Origin of the sequence: Chryseobacterium sp. MP_3.2, from assembly GCF_035984805.1 — a bacterium.
GTDB lineage: Bacteria > Bacteroidota > Bacteroidia > Flavobacteriales > Weeksellaceae > Kaistella.
This window is the reverse complement of sequence record NZ_JAXCHW010000001.1, coordinates 363,745-379,270: the sequence shown is the minus strand read 5'-3', so window position 1 is coordinate 379,270 and position 15,526 is coordinate 363,745. Positions and strand designations below refer to the sequence as shown.

The window sequence follows — 15,526 nt, the reverse complement described above, 5'->3', positions numbered from 1 at the left end:
ATTTGATATTTTTAATGATGAAAGGACTGCCAAATTTTACCAGAAAAGGCCTTTTTTCTTGTCTTTTTTCATTTTCGAATAAGCCAAAACTTCAGTTCCTTCCACGCGAAATTCGATACGATCCGTAATGATATTGTAAATCTCGCCCCAACCTGGAAAACCACCGAGATTGCGATCATCAATAAATAAATCAGCATCTATTTTTCTGGAGGCCATTTCATTTTCAAACACTTCTCCCTCAAAACTGGAATTAACGGCATAAAATTCTACTCCATTTTTCTTGCAAAATTCTACGGCTTCATCTAGAGGTTTCCCATGGCGATAGGTCCAAAGAATTAAACGATAACCTTCTGATTGAAGTTTTTTCAGAGTTTCAAAGGCGAACGTTTTCGGCTTTCCAATTCCCGGATATGCATCATCTACTACGGTTCCATCAAAGTCGATTGCCAGTTTTTTATTGCTATTCATGCTGTTTAAATTTCAGTTTTGCAAAGATAAGAAAATAAAAGAGCGGTAGAAAACATCCGCCGCTCTGAAACTATAATAGTTTGCTATGTGATTTTAAGGTTTTACCCACTTAAACTGATACTCTAAATCAGGCGTTGCAATGCGGTCTGTAATTTTCTGCAAACGGCCGGGAAGTTTCATCAAATATTCTTGCGCTTTCTCCGCTTTTTCATTCAATCCTGTTACGTGCTCGATTTTCCAGTCATCTAATAATTCACTTAGAATATTAATGTAATCGTGACCGGTATAAACCATCGCGCGTTGTGCAGCATCTGAAAAATGTCCCCAAAGTTCACCCGCTTTTTGACCAGATTCCCGCATTAAATGCGCAGGCATTACAATTTTCTTACGCATCATATCTTCGAAGGCGAGCATCATTTCTGAGGGATCTAATTCGAAAATTCTGGTCACAAAATGTTTGTAGGCTTTGGCATGTCGGGCCTCATCGGCAGCGATCATTCCACACATTTTGGCTAATTTGGTATTTCCTGTTTGTTTTGCCAGTGAACCCACTCTTCTGTGGGAAACATTGGTAGCGGTTTCTTGAAAACTCGTGTAGACAAAGTTTCTGTACGGATCCATTGTAGTTCCGATATCCAAACCATCTTGAATTAAATATTGAGTCGTAATTTCTACTTCTCTCATATTTACTCTGCCACATAAATAAAGGTATTTATTAAGCAAATCCCCGTGACGGTTTTCTTCTGCGGTCCAGCTTCTAATCCATTGTGCCCAACCAGAATTTTCTTCCTGATTTACACCATCAATACCCATTAACCATGATTCATACGTTGGCAAAGCCTCTTCTGTAATACAGTCTCCAATAAGCGTTACAAATAGATCATAGTCCATTTCTCGCGCGTACGTTTGCAATTCTTCTACATCATATTTAAAATTATCCGACGATGGATCTGGCAGAAAATCAGTGGGTTGCCATATTTTTTCAACAGGAGTCAGGTAAGTAGAAATAAAGTCATTGACTTCTTTTCCTAAACCTTTCATGACTTCTAGTCTAACTAATTTATTGTACATGTTCTTTACTTTTTTAGATGAACAAATATACTTAAATTATTATTTGTTGCATAGCTGAAAGAAAGTCCCAGTTAAAAAAAAGACTTTACGCCCTCTTAAAATCTAAAAACAATCAATTAATAAATTGGTTACAAATGATTTACAAATTTTATAGAATCAATTTTTGATAGCAATTGAATTACTCAGGTTTAGCTGGTATCAGGCGAGAAAATTATCATTAAAAAAATCGGATAAACGCTTTCAAAAAGCAAAAAAAAACAGAAATCGAAATTCCTGTTTTGTGTAATTGTAATCGTTTAAAATTTAGCTAACCAAAATATTACCTGTCATAATTTCGGGAATTTCTATTCCCATCACTTTCAAAATAGTTGGTGCCATATCGCCAAGTTTTCCAGGTTCTAATTTCCAAGTTTTCTCCTTATCCAGCACAATTAAAGGAACCAAATTAGTGGAATGCTGTGTATTCGGTGATCCGTCTTCATTAATCATCACATCAGAATTACCATGATCTGCCAATATAAAAACGGCGTAATTATGATCAAAAGCAGCAGTTGCCACTTTTTGAATACATACATCTACTGTTTCTGCTGCCTTTACTGCCGCAGAAAAAACGCCAGTATGACCTACCATATCTGTATTGGCCAAATTGAGGCAAATAAAATCGGCACTTTCATTCTCAATTTCTGGTAGTATTTTTTCTACAATATCATACGCAGACATTTCTGGTTTGAAATCGTAAGTCGGTACATCTTTCGGACTTGGACAAAGCAATCTTCTTTCGCCCTGAAACATTTCTTCCCTTCCACCCGAAAAAAAGAAGGTGACATGTGGATATTTTTCGGTTTCTGCCACCCGAATTTGGGTTCTGTTATTTTTCTCCAAAACTTCTCCCATCGTTTCAGTTAAAACTTTTTCGTCAAAAACGATATGTACATTGTTAAAGTCCTTATCATAGTTTGTCATGGTGACGTAATACAAATTGAGATGACTCATTCCGTACTCTGGAAAGTCTTTTTGAGAAAGAGCTTCCGTAATTTCCCGACCTCGATCTGTGCGGAAATTGAAACAAAAGACTACATCATCATTCTCAATCTTAGCAACAGGTAAATTATTTTCTTTTAAACAAACCATTGGTTTTAAAAATTCATCCGTAATCCCTTCGGCATATGATTTCTCAATTAAGCCTAAAGCATTATGTGTTTCTTCACCAATTCCGTTCACCATCACGTCATACGCCAATTTAACCCGTTCCCACCTTTTGTCACGATCCATGGCGTAATATCTTCCTATAACGGAGGCTAATTTTCCTGTGGTTAAGGACATGTGCTCCACTAAATCTGCGAGGAAATCTTTTCCAGAATGTGGATCACAATCACGACCATCTGTAAAAGCGTGAACATAAACTTGGTCTTGCAAACCGTATTCATGAGCGGCGGTTAAAAGCCCTTTTAAGTGATTGATATGAGAATGAACACCTCCATCTGAGACTAAACCTATAAAATGTACCTTTTTCTTTTGCACTACAGCATATTCAAAGGCGCGAGTTATTGTATTTTCTTTGCCCAAAGTCGCATTTTCTACAGCCAAATTTAGCTTTACCAAATTCTGATAAACCACTCTACCGGCTCCTAAATTCATGTGACCAACTTCAGAATTTCCCATTTGTCCAAAGGGTAAACCAACTGCAATTCCACTGGCTTCTAAGGTAGTATTCGGAAAGTTTTTTAGACAAGAATTGATAAAGGGGGTATTTGCTTGTGCTAGGGCGGAAACTTTTGGATCAGAACCTAAACCCCATCCATCAAGGATTGCCAGAATTGCTTTTTTAGACATGGTATTAATTTTAAATCGTAAATTTACTGAATATTGGGGAGCTTCAAAAGAAATCTCCATTCATATTTTTTTAGAAATGATTTAAGTCAATTGCAGAATTTTTTCAAATGCTAATCTTTCGGATCCGCGAAAATAGACCTTACCACGATATTCATATTGTAATTTTTTAAAAATTTTTAACATTGCTACATTGTCAAAATTAGTATCAACTTTAATGGTGAATATTTGCTGACTCATCACAACGCGTTCAATTTCTTTAAAAACTTGGGTCGCAACTCCATTTCCCGTAAAATCATTCCCTACCGCTACCCGATGTATAACTGCATAGTTTCCGCTGCTCTCCCACTTTCCAACAATAATTTCATACGCAGGTTCTATTTCAAAAATTATTGCGCTATACGCTGCGATTTTTCCATCCATTTCTAACACGTATCCAAAGCCTCTTTTTAAATCATTTTCGATGCTTTCTAAATTTGGATACCCTTCTTGCCATTGCGTACTGCCCTCTAATTTTCTTCTATTTATAGCTTCTTGTACGATCTTCCAAATAATAGGGAGATCATGAATTTCTAATAATCTAAAATTGTAATTTGATGTAGTGTTGTGCATAATCGAAGAATTTAGAACAAATTTAGTCAAGAATTTAGTAATTTGTGGATTGTATCTGATTTGCCTGGTTTTGTAAATATAAAAAAAGTATGAAAAAGAATCTAGTTGTTCTTTCTGGTGCGGGAATTTCTGCAGAAAGTGGCGTCAAAACATTTCGGGATTCTGGAGGCTTATGGGAAAATCATCGCATTGAAGATGTTGCAAGTCCAGAAGGTTTTGCTAGAAATCCTAAGTTAGTTATGGATTTTTACAATGCCCGAAGAAAGCAGCTTAAAGAAGTAGCTCCCAACTTAGCTCACTTTATTTTGGCAGATTTGGAAGAACAATACAATGTGGAAATTATCACTCAAAATGTGGATGATTTACATGAACGTGCGGGTTCTACTAATATTTTGCATCTCCATGGAGAGCTGAAAAAAGCCAGGCCAATCAATAATTACCAAAATATTATTTCATGGGAACGTAACCTCAATCTTGGTGACGTTGATGAAAACGGCGTTCAATTGAGACCACATATTGTTTGGTTCGGGGAGGAAGTTGTGGAAATGAATAATGCCCTTGGAATTGTGAAAAAGGCCGATATTTTTTTAGTCATTGGAACTTCTATGCAAGTCTACCCAGCCGCTGGTTTGATAGATTACATACCCGAAAATTGTGAAGTCTATCTCATTGATCCAAATCTGGATAATAAATTTGTTAACCATAAGAATTATCTGAAAACAAATGCAACACAAGGAATGGAACAGTTAAAAAAAATTTTATTGAAAATTTTTAATTAAAATTTGATAAATAATGTTATATATAAACAAAAAAGACCGATTACGCAATCGGTCTTCCTTTTTTTCAAGAAATTTGTGTTATATTTTCTTACTTCAAAAGTAAAACAAATTTCTAGGAGTTGTTCGGGTTATTACACCCAAATTAACATAAGGTATGTTTTACAGCGAAAAGAACAATTCCCACACGCGTTTTTACATTTAGTTTTACAAATACAGAATCCCTGTAACCATCAATAGTTCTTGGGCTCAAAAACATTTTTTGTGCAATTTCTTTGTACGTTAATTCTGAACAGGCCAGCTTTATAAATTCAAGTTCTCTCTCCTTGAGAGTTTCCGCTAATTCCAACATCTGCTTTTCTTCAGTTTTGATTTTTAGCAAACTTTGCGTCACCAAGTCCGTGTAGAAAATTCCTTTATGGTGAACAATATCGATGGCATCAAAAAGAATATCAGGTGACATGTCTTTCAGTAAATATCCCTTCGCTCCAGCGGTAAGCATTTTAATGATTGTACTCTCATTATCTTCCATGGTGAGCGCAATTACCTTTAAATTGGGATAAAGCTTAGATATTATTGTAGTGGTCTCGATTCCATTTTTTATGGGCATGTTAATATCCATTAGAATTACATCTGGCATTTTCTGCGCTTTTTGCAATTTATCTAATAAATCTTGTCCATTATAACAGGTCATCAAAACTTCAAAATTAGGATTAAAAGAAATCATATTTTCTAAAGCTTTCGAGACCAATTTATGATCATCTACGATTGCAATTTTAATTTTTTCCATATCCATATTTATTATACGTAATCAAGACTTCTGTTCCTTCATTTGCGACGGATTTGATGCTAAATTCAGAATTGATGATTTTTGCGCGGCTTTCCATGTTTCGAAGTCCACTTCCATCATCTTCTTCTAGAGTATTAAAGCCAATTCCACAATCTACTACAAAAATCCTAATAATTTGTGGATCTTCAATCACTTTTAGTATAATATTTTTGGATTTAGAATGTTTTATGACATTTGTGATGCATTCTTGCACCATTCTAAAGAGAATCAATGCATGCTCTGAGTTCATTTCTAATTCATGGTTACTGATTTCAAATTCCACTTCCATCAAATTAAGTCTTTGGATTCGAAAAATCTCACGCTCCAGAGATTCTACAAAACCAAAATGCTCCACTTGCTTGGTGATAAAAACCTTTGAAAGGTTTCGAATATCCTGTAAACATTCGCCTAAAAGTAGATTAATCTCCTTCGATATTTTGGTAGTGTTTACATCATCAGAAAGCGTCAACTTACTTGTCATCAATCGGGCGACGGAAAGTTTTTGACCCAGATCATCATGCAATTCCCGTCCGATATAATTTAAAGTTTGCTCTTTTATTTCAACCTGTGAAATTGCGAGTTCTTGCGCGTAAATTGCCAATTGTTTCTGCTGCTCCAGAAGTAGTTCTGATTTTTTTTTAATGAAAATTCCATAAATGGAAACCATCATAAGTACAACCACCAAAATAATAAAGGTAGTGACCACGATCAGCAAATCCATTTCAGAAAAATTCATATTGTCTCAAGTTTAGTTTTTGCTTTCATTATCCCCACAAGCAAAATAATATATCCTAAGAAATTCACCAAAAACAAAATCGCAAAAAATAGATTTAGGTTCATTAATTGTGCTGCATTGCTGATCATTAAAAGTGGTAAAACACCTAAATAAATGATAAGCAAACTGATGCAAACCCAAAAAGGAAAGTAAGTACTGAGACTTAATATTTTATCTGAATTGAATGTTTGAGACATCACTAAGTTGATACTTCCAGTGAGTAAAATGACTTGCACGAAGTAACTTACAAAAGAAAATCTCGTGAAAAATTCCTCAATTAGTAGTGCAGATCCGAGATAATTTGCAACAAACAAAGCGATTATAAGTGCATTTATCTTTCTTAACCTTTCAATTTGCAATATTTTTTGAAAATAAAGGAGATACAAAAGAAATACAAAGAAATTGGTACCTATGGCATAAAGCTTAGAAGTATTATACTCGTGATCAAATAACTTAGTGACAAATCCTGTAATTTCTATTAATGATAACATAACTATGGCACCGATAAAATAAAAAATATGACCTTCTAAATTTCTTCTTCTGAGTACTAATAAGACTGCCGAAAAAATCATTGATATAATGATAATAAGGCCTGCAATTTCTCTGTTCCACTGCATTGTGTTTATTAAAAAGGCGGAGTGATATTCATGTAATTCATATCTGGAATATCTTCTGCATCATCTTCTAGTAATGAAGTTATATTGTTGGTTTTCATTTCAATATTTCCTAAATCTATAGCGGAAAAGAAAATGGTTTGATAACCCAAATATTCTGGTCGGATTTTTACATCATCTGATTTTTGGGGATATTTACCCATAGTCACTTTTATTCCTTTGTTTATAATTCCCTTTTTGTGCATCTCGGTTTCAATCAAGGCGATATATTCTTTTAAGATATTTAAATCTATACTGTACGTTTTAGAATCAGGTGAATCCACAGGTCTTCTACTGTTAATTTCTTTGTAATTGCTTAGCTCATAATATTCCGCGAAAACTTTGCTTTCAGCTGCAGTAAGTAAATGATCTTTAAGGTTGCTCATATTTAAATAATTTTATACGCAAATATAGGATAACACCTAAATTTTAGTAGCGTGAAAACACCCAAATTAGCACATTTTTTGACCCATTAAAGCTTTTAAGATTTTTAGAATTTTTATTAAAAAATGGGTAAATTGCTCATCATAAATAAAGTGTTAAATTCTAATTTATTATTTGACTAATCCAAACTAAAATTTTAATGAATAATTACGAACAGATATTAGAAACAATTCCGGAAAATGTAGAATTGGTTGCAGTATCTAAAACCCATCCAGCTGATAAAATTCAGGAAATATATGATTTGGGACAAAGGATATTTGGCGAAAATAAAGTTCAAGAAATGGTGGAGAAGCATTCTCTTTTGCCACAAGATATTAAGTGGCATGTCATAGGACATCTGCAAACGAATAAGGTGAAATATATCGCACCATTTGTAGAGATGATCCAAAGTGTGGACTCTGAAAAATTACTACAAGAAATTGACAAACAGGCTGAAAAACATGAACGAACAATTAATGTCTTGCTACAAGTAAAAATTGCAGAAGAAGAGACCAAATTCGGCTTAGAAATCAATGAAGCCAAAGAGTTGTTTCAAGATTACATGAATGGTCAATATCCGAATGTTAAAATAGAGGGTTTGATGGGAATGGCTTCTTTTACGAGTGATCAAACTCAAGTAAAAAAGGAATTCGCACTTTTAAAACAGGTATTTGATAAAATGTCTTTGCAGCAGAATCTAGAAACATTGTCTATGGGAATGAGCGGTGACTATTTGCTTGCCATAGAATGTGGCGCAAATTCTGTAAGAATAGGATCCGCAATTTTCGGACAAAGAAACCTGCCACTCTAATCTTTTAGGTCTGATTTTTGCTATGTAATTTGCAAATTTTAGACTATTTTTTTAATAAATCAATAAACCTTTATAAATGCAAAAGATCCTAATTGTTGAAGATGAAAAGGCCATTTCTGGCGTACTGCACAGTATATTATCAGATGAACTCCCTGATTACGAATTTGTTATCGCAGATGACGGTTTAGAGGGCTACAAGCAAATTGAAAAAGAAGATTTTGCCCTAATCGTTTCAGATATTAAAATGCCCAAATTATCTGGAACAGAATTACTTAAACAATCTTTACAATTAAAACCAGATTCTACTTTTGTTATGATCTCTGGTCATGCAGATATTGACACCGCAGTTGCATGTTTGAAAGAAGGTGCCTACGATTTTATTTCTAAGCCTATCGATATTAATCGCTTGATTACCAGTGTGAAAAACGCATTGGATAAAAGGATTTTGCAAACTACTAATCAAAATTTGAAAGTAGAGAATACCACGTTAAAGAAAAAAGTTAACAAAAAATATTTGATGATTGGTCAATCTGCAGGTTTGAAAAAAATTCAAGACATGATTGACAAAGTGGCAGTTTCTGACGCTAGAGTTTTGATAACTGGTCCAAATGGTGCCGGAAAAGAATTAGTCGCACATGCCATTCATGCTCAAAGTGACCGCTCGAAAGGTCCAATGATTGAAGTGAATTGTGCTGCAATTCCCTCTGAACTAATTGAATCTGAATTGTTTGGACATGTGAAAGGAAGTTTTACAGGTGCGATTAAAGACAAGCAGGGAAAGTTTGAATTGGCGCATAACGGAACTATTTTCTTGGATGAAATTGGGGATATGTCTTTAGTAGCGCAAGCGAAAGTGTTGCGTGCATTGCAAGAAAGCAAAGTTTCACCGGTGGGTAGTGACAAAGAAATAAAAGTGGATGTTCGCGTTTTGGCAGCAACCAATAAAAGTATGAAAACGGAAATTGAAGGTGGAAAATTTAGAGAAGATTTATACCATAGATTGTCCGTTATCGAGATTTACGTACCACCTTTGGATGAAAGAAAAGAAGATATTAAATTGCTTGTAGAGCATTTTTCTAAAATTATTTCTGAGGAACACGGAACAGCTAAAAAAGATTTTGATAAAGAAGCAATCACGGCTTTAGAAAATTTTAGTTGGACGGGGAATATTCGGGAATTAAGAAATGTGGTAGAGCGTTTGATTATTTTAGGATCTAGTCCAGTTTCGGCTACCGATGTTGGCAATTTTGTGAGAAAATAAAAACACTTTAAATCAAGTTAAAAATGAAAGTTTGCAGTATTTTTGCTGCAAATTTTTTTGTTGCCTTATGTCATTTCTAAATCCGCAATATACCAAAGCTACTTTAACCCTCGCTTTGCCCGTAATGCTTACTCAAGTGGGCCAAGTTTCTGTCAATTTATTTGATAATATTATTGTGGGAAAATTGCTGGGTGCTCAAGCTTTAGCGTCCGTTTCTTTGGGTAATGCCCTGTTCTTTTCCATATTTGTGTTTGCTTTAGGATTTTCTTTTGCCATTCCGCCTTTGGTTTCCGAGGCTCATGCGCAGGAAAAACATGATACGATCAATTCCGTTTTTAGACATGGATTTGTCATCAATATTGGAATTGGACTCTTGCTGATGATGCTGCTTTATAGTTTGCTGCCGCTCCTTTATCACATGGATCAACCGGTAGAAATTATTCCAGACACCATTGGGTTTCTTAGTATTATGACGCTGAGTATTTTGCCTTTTATGGCTTTTCAAACGCTGAGAGAAGTTTCTGAAGGGCTGTCTTTTACTATCGGTGTTACTAAAGCCACCATTATTGCAAATGTCATTAACATTATTCTGAATTACGTTTTTATTAAAGGGATGTTCGGCTTCCCTGAAATGGGTGTAGAAGGTTCGGCTCTGGCCAGTTTAATTGCGAGAATTTTTATGATGGTATTTCTTTATTACGTTTTGATTAAAGAAGAAAAAACCCGAATGTACATAAAGGCATTCTCCTTAAAAGTGGCAGAATTTTCCAAAGAAATGTTCCGCAAAATGTTGAGAATAGGTTTTCCTACGGCATTGCAAATGTTTTTTGAGATTACCGCTTTTGCGGCGGCGGCTTTTATTTGTGGATTGGTTTCTGCAAAAGATATTGCCTCTCATCAAATTGCCTTATCCATGGCATCTTTTACGTTCAATCTCTGCATCGGATTTAGTGTAGCTTCTACGGTAATGATTGGTAGAAAACTGGGAGAACAGAACTATGGTGAAATTAAGAAAGTGGGAATAAATAATTTCAAAATCGTATTCTTATTTATGCTCTTTTGTGGATTGCTTTTTATCGTGGGAAGAGATATTTTGCCGACATTCTTTACTCAAAAAGAAGATATAGAAGTGATTCAACTCGCCTCAAAATTACTCATTATAGCGTCATTATTTCAGCTTTCAGATGGTGTTCAAGTGGTTGCGTTAGGTGCGCTTCGTGGAATTCAAGATGTCAAAATACCTTCTATTATTACTTTTATCGCTTATTGGGTGATCACTATTCCGCTTGGATATTTCTTAACGGTTAATATGAAAATGGGTGCTTTCGGAATGTGGATTGCGCTTGGACTGGGACTTACGATTTCTGCTATACTTTTAGTTATTCGATTTTTAAACCTTTCGGACAGAAGAGCGAAAGCAATTGAAGCTTGATTAATCTCATATTAAATACAATTAATCCTTAAGCCATTAAAGTTTAGGGATTTTTTGTGGGGAAAAAATATTTGCTGAAAAGCATACTTGAGCAATTGCAGTAGATTTTATGACAGATTATCTTAAATCTTTAAGAATTTAGAACATTTAAATAAGTGTAATTCGTGTAAGTATTTCTCCATTACAAATGTCTTTACACAAAAGAAAGCCGCTTCACAATTGAAACGGCTTTTCTCTTCTTAATGTAATACTACCCTACATCGTATGTTTTGTAGTGAAACCATCTTCACTTAAATCTTCTGCTACATAATCTGCTTTCATTTCTGCTTCGTAATCAATTTTTTCTCCTTTAGAAAATCTATTGATTAAGCCATCAAATATGGAATACACTACGGGTACAATAATTAAGGTCAGGAATAAAGAGGATATTAATCCACCAATAATTACCCACGCTAATCCGTTGTTCATTTCTGCAGCCGCACCACTTGCCAAAGCAATCGGTAACATTCCAATCACCATTGCGATAGTGGTCATTAAAATTGGTCGTAACCTTGCGTGATTCGCCTGAATCAATGCTGTATGCGTACTTTCACCCGCTGCTTTTCGCATGTTTGTAAAATCGACAATCATAATCGCATTTTTCGCCACTAAACCGATCAACATAATCATACCTAAAATGGTGAAAATATTCAAGGAATTATTGGTTAATGCTAAAACGATAAGTACTCCAATCAACGCCAAAGGAATTGAAAATAAAACTACAAACGGATAAACGAAACTGTTGTAGAGCGCAACCATTACTAAATAAACCAAGATAATAGCGGCTAACAAGGCAATTCCTAAGGTTCCGAAACCTTCTGTTTGGTTTTCCATATCACCACTCCACGTGTAATTTACACCAGTTGGTTTTTTAATGGTTTCAAACTTCGCTTCCCATTCTGCAGCCACTGTTCCAGTTGGTTTCCCGATGGTTTGAGCTTGAATGGTCACTGACGGCGATTTATCTCGTCTTTCCAAGAAACTTGGACCAGAACTTTCTACCACAGTGGCGAATTGATTTAATCTGATTTGCTGACCTTGATCATTCACGAAAATCAAATTATTAACATCTTCAACAGATGATCTACCCTTCTCATTGTACTGAATATTAATGTCATACTCATAATCTCCTGCACGGAATTTCCCATCTGTATTTCCACTAAAGGCAGTTTGCATGGTAATTCCCACCGTTTGAAGATTCAATCCCAAAAGAGACATTTTATCCCGATCCACCGTTACATTAATTTCTGGACTACCACCTTCACTCGTTAATTTTACTTCAGAAGCTCCTTCGATGGTTCTTAATTGTGCTTCGGCTTGCTGCGCAAATCTGGTTACATCTTTTAAATCTGGACCCGTAACGACCAATGCTAACGGCGCTTGTTCTGCTCCTAAAAGTCCAACTGGTACAGTTTTTACTTTCGCCCCAATGAGCACATTCTCTAATTCTTTTTTCAATTTTGCGGCATAAACGAAAGAGTTATCCTCTCTTAATTCTTTACCAACTAAAATTACATCGATTTCAGATTTGTAAGCGGTTGCTTGTGCGCCACCCATTCCATCACTGGTCTGCCCAACTGTAGTTATTATTTTTTGAACTTCTTTTTTATCAGTCAAATATCGTTCAGCTTTTTGCGTCATGAAATTTGATTGCTCAATACTTGCATCTTTCGGTAACTCAATTTGAACCAAAAATTCTCCTTTATCGATTTTCGCGAAGAATTCTCCCCCAATAAATCCGAAAATTACCAAGGTGAATGAACTGAAAAACAACACCACTACTAAACCTAAGGTCAAAAGTTTTGTTTTCCAACTTTTCAAACTCCATTCTAATAAACCAGAAATCCAGTGCGTGAAAGCGTCTAAACGCTTTTCAAAAGCCAAGATAAATTTCTCGAACCAGTTTTTCCCTGTCAAATGTTCTAATTTTCCAAACCTTGAAGATAACCACGGAACGATTGTAAAGGAAGATAATAAGGATAGTAAAGTTGCAATCACCACAGTAATACAGAATTGTGCGATAATATTAGAAACCAAACCGGTACTTAGTGCAATAGGTAAAAACACTACTACAATTACCAAAGTAATCGCCATTACGGTAAATCCAATTTCGGCGGTTCCATCATAAGCGGCTCTAACTTTACTTTTACCCATTTCCATGTGGCGGTAAATATTTTCGAGGACCACAATGGCATCATCTACCAAGATTCCTACTACTAAAGAAAGTCCTAGCAAACTCATTAAGTTTAAGGTATATCCTAAAAGATACATTCCAATAAATGTAGCTACCAAAGAAGCTGGAATCGCAATCATTACAATAAAGGCATTTCTGATACTGTGTAGAAACAATAACATCACAACTGCAACCAAACATATTGCGATAATTAAATCATGCGTAACATTATTTGCAGCATTCAGGGTAAAGTTTGTAGAATCATTCACCACCTCAATTTTTACATTTTGAAGGTTGTAATCCTGCTCAATTTTAGCAATCGCGGCTCTACTCAGCTCACTAACTTCTACCGCATTCGCATCTGATTGTTTGATGATCTGCAATATTACAGCAGGTTTTTGATCCACTCTTGCAATTTTCTCCACATCTTTCTGAGAATCTTCTACAAAAGCAACATCACCCAATCTGATCTGAGAACCATTCGCGGTTTTAATCACCAAATTATTAAGTTCTTCTGTGTTTTTATATTTACCAGAAAGCCTAATAATCGTAGTATTATCTCGAGTTTTTACATTTCCGGTTGGGAAATCTAAGTTCGAACTTAAGATAGCACGTTGAATTTCAGGAACAGATAAACCGTATCCTTCAATTTTCGCCTGATCCATATTAACGCGGATTTCTCGCTCTTCACCCCCAATTAAGTTGATTTGCGCTACTCCCTTAACTCGGGAAAGTACCGGCTGAATTTTTTTATCTAGCAAGTCATAAAATTCCTTTTGAGGTAAACTTGAAGTTGCACCGGCGGTAATAATTGGTAAATCACTCAAGGAGAATTTCAGCAAAGACGGCGGTTTAGCGTCTTCTGGCAAATCTGCTTCTATGGCATTAATCTTACGTTGTGCATCATTCAAAGCATAATTGGTATCTACCCCAGAATTTAAAGTGACCGTAACTAAAGAAAGACTTTCATAGGATTTAGATTCTACTTTCTTTACATTCTCCAAAGAAGAAATGGCATCTTCAATTTTTTTCGTTACGGAACTTTCTACCTCACTTGGCGAGGCTCCCGGATAAACTGTAGAAATGGAAACCACATTGATTTCAAATTTCGGAATCAATTCATAGCCCATTTGGCTATAACTGAATATACCGCCTAAAGTAAGTATTGTAAATAATACAATAATGATGGTGGGGCGTTTTATGGATACTTCTGCTAATTTCATATAACTATTTAGATTTAAGATTTCAGTTTTTCTTGGCTCAATTTTTAAAAAAACCAAGAGTCCTGACTCTGCTCTATTTTACAATTTTTACTTTGGCACCATTGATCAAATTAATTTGACCCGTAGTTACTACTTGTACTCCTTCTTTAATTCCGTCTAAAATTTCGATTTGATTCCCGAAAATTCTTCCAATCACCAAAGTGGTTAATTTTACCGTATTGTCAGGATTTACTACAAATACTTGGTTGCTGCTTACGCCATTTACAAAGGCGTCTTTCGGTAAAACCAACATTGCATGTTCTGTTCCGGTCTTTTTTGAATTGAAAACTCCAGTTCCATACATACCAGCTCTTAAAACTTTCTCCGTGCTGTTATTGATTTCAATTTCTACAGGAAAATTTAATGAAGAATCTGCCAAAGGGGCGATGAAACTAATTCTCCCTTTAAATGCTACATCAGGATATACACTTGCTTTCACGTCGATTTCGTCACCCACTTTCATGCTTGCAACTTGAGCTTCATTCACATTCACTTTTAATTTCAAACGGGAAACATTTACGATGTCAAACATCACAGTTCCCGGGGAAACTACTGATCCGGGTTCGATCAATCTTTTGTTGATAATTCCACTGATGCTCGCTCTTACGTTGGTGTCGCCAATTCGGAGATTAGCTTGCTGTAACTGCGCTCTGGCATTTTTTACCTGCAATCTAGAATTATCTACTTGCTGTTTTGTAACGCCACCTGTTTTAAAGGCGTTCTCATATCTTTGATTATCAACTACGGCATTTTGGTAAGCCGCGTTTGCATTAGAATTATCTACTTCAAGCTGATCTTTTTTGATGGTCGCCACGGTCTGTCCTGCTCTCACATAACTTCCTTCGTCCACAAAAACTCTCATAATTCTCCCACTTATTTCTGAAGGGAAAGAAAGTTCTTGATAAGGTGCGAAAGTTCCGTTCGCCGAGTAATCATTGTTGATGTGCTCATATTTTGCTTGCGTTACATTAACAGAAACATCGGTGTTTTTTTGCGCTACAATTGCAGTTTCTGCTTCATTCTGCTTTTTATTGTTGATCAAAGTATAAACTCCGGCTGCGATTAGTATTACGGCGATTACACTGTAAATTATTGGTCTTGTTTTCATCTG

At 35.5% G+C, this 15,526-nt stretch carries 14 protein-coding genes; 4 read left to right on the top strand and 10 right to left on the bottom strand.

Features of this window, described 5'->3' with window-relative positions; genetic code table 11:
* Positions 1-36: 36 nt before the first annotated feature.
* From RCH13_RS01760 to RCH13_RS01745, 4 genes are all read right to left on the bottom strand, one after another.
* Positions 37-468, bottom strand: coding sequence for a BT0820 family HAD-type phosphatase (locus RCH13_RS01760; RefSeq protein WP_326985486.1), 432 nt, complete (start codon positions 466-468; stop codon positions 37-39).
* Between the two features lie 93 nt (positions 469-561).
* Complete coding sequence (locus RCH13_RS01755) at positions 562-1,539, bottom strand: acyl-ACP desaturase (protein WP_326985485.1); 978 nt, start codon at positions 1,537-1,539, stop codon at positions 562-564.
* Positions 1,540-1,842: 303 nt separating this feature from the next.
* Positions 1,843-3,372, bottom strand: coding sequence for a 2,3-bisphosphoglycerate-independent phosphoglycerate mutase (gpmI, locus tag RCH13_RS01750; RefSeq protein WP_326985962.1), 1,530 nt, complete (start codon positions 3,370-3,372; stop codon positions 1,843-1,845).
* Positions 3,373-3,453: 81 nt separating this feature from the next.
* Positions 3,454-3,981 (bottom strand): GNAT family N-acetyltransferase, encoded by a 528-nt coding sequence (locus RCH13_RS01745; protein ID WP_326985484.1) that lies wholly within the window; start codon positions 3,979-3,981, stop codon positions 3,454-3,456.
* 89 nt (positions 3,982-4,070) lie between these two features.
* Between RCH13_RS01745 and RCH13_RS01740 the strand changes: the two genes are divergently transcribed.
* Positions 4,071-4,760, top strand: coding sequence for a Sir2 family NAD-dependent protein deacetylase (locus tag RCH13_RS01740; protein WP_326985483.1), 690 nt, complete (start codon positions 4,071-4,073; stop codon positions 4,758-4,760).
* A 142-nt stretch (positions 4,761-4,902) separates the two neighbouring features.
* Here RCH13_RS01740 and RCH13_RS01735 read toward each other — a convergent pair whose 3' ends face one another.
* Genes RCH13_RS01735 through RCH13_RS01720 form a run of 4 tightly spaced genes read right to left on the bottom strand, consistent with a single transcriptional unit; the run spans position 4,903 to position 7,400 of the window.
* Positions 4,903-5,547: a response regulator transcription factor gene (locus RCH13_RS01735; RefSeq protein WP_326985482.1), complete on the bottom strand. Its 645-nt coding sequence runs from the start codon at positions 5,545-5,547 to the stop codon at positions 4,903-4,905.
* On the bottom strand, positions 5,534-6,322 hold the full coding sequence (locus RCH13_RS01730) for a sensor histidine kinase (protein WP_326985481.1): 789 nt from the start codon (positions 6,320-6,322) through the stop codon (positions 5,534-5,536). Before RCH13_RS01730 ends, RCH13_RS01735 begins: the two co-directional genes overlap by 14 nt.
* Positions 6,319-6,978 carry a hypothetical protein gene (locus tag RCH13_RS01725; RefSeq protein WP_326985480.1) on the bottom strand — a complete coding sequence of 220 codons (660 nt, stop codon included), beginning with the start codon at positions 6,976-6,978 and terminating at the stop codon, positions 6,319-6,321. The genes RCH13_RS01730 and RCH13_RS01725 overlap by 4 nt, the downstream gene beginning before the upstream one ends.
* An 8-nt stretch (positions 6,979-6,986) precedes the next feature.
* Positions 6,987-7,400 carry a hypothetical protein gene (locus tag RCH13_RS01720; protein WP_326985479.1) on the bottom strand — a complete coding sequence of 138 codons (414 nt, stop codon included), beginning with the start codon at positions 7,398-7,400 and terminating at the stop codon, positions 6,987-6,989.
* A 197-nt stretch (positions 7,401-7,597) separates the two neighbouring features.
* Here RCH13_RS01720 and RCH13_RS01715 point away from each other — a divergent pair, with 197 nt between their 5' ends.
* From RCH13_RS01715 to RCH13_RS01705, 3 genes are all read left to right on the top strand, one after another.
* Positions 7,598-8,248, top strand: coding sequence for a YggS family pyridoxal phosphate-dependent enzyme (locus tag RCH13_RS01715; RefSeq protein WP_442784607.1), 651 nt, complete (start codon positions 7,598-7,600; stop codon positions 8,246-8,248).
* Between the two features lie 76 nt (positions 8,249-8,324).
* A complete protein-coding gene (locus RCH13_RS01710) occupies positions 8,325-9,509 on the top strand; it encodes a sigma-54-dependent transcriptional regulator (protein WP_326985478.1) in 1,185 nt (394 codons plus the stop codon).
* Positions 9,510-9,576: 67 nt separating this feature from the next.
* Positions 9,577-10,941, top strand: a complete 1,365-nt coding sequence (locus RCH13_RS01705) for an MATE family efflux transporter (RefSeq protein WP_326985477.1) — start codon at positions 9,577-9,579, stop codon at positions 10,939-10,941.
* A gap of 255 nt (positions 10,942-11,196) precedes the next feature.
* Here RCH13_RS01705 and RCH13_RS01700 read toward each other — a convergent pair whose 3' ends face one another.
* Positions 11,197-14,376 (bottom strand): efflux RND transporter permease subunit, encoded by a 3,180-nt coding sequence (locus tag RCH13_RS01700; RefSeq protein WP_326985476.1) that lies wholly within the window; start codon positions 14,374-14,376, stop codon positions 11,197-11,199.
* Positions 14,377-14,449: 73 nt separating this feature from the next.
* A complete protein-coding gene (locus RCH13_RS01695; protein ID WP_326985475.1) occupies positions 14,450-15,523 on the bottom strand; it encodes an efflux RND transporter periplasmic adaptor subunit in 1,074 nt (357 codons plus the stop codon).
* Between the last annotated feature and the right edge of the window lie 3 nt (positions 15,524-15,526).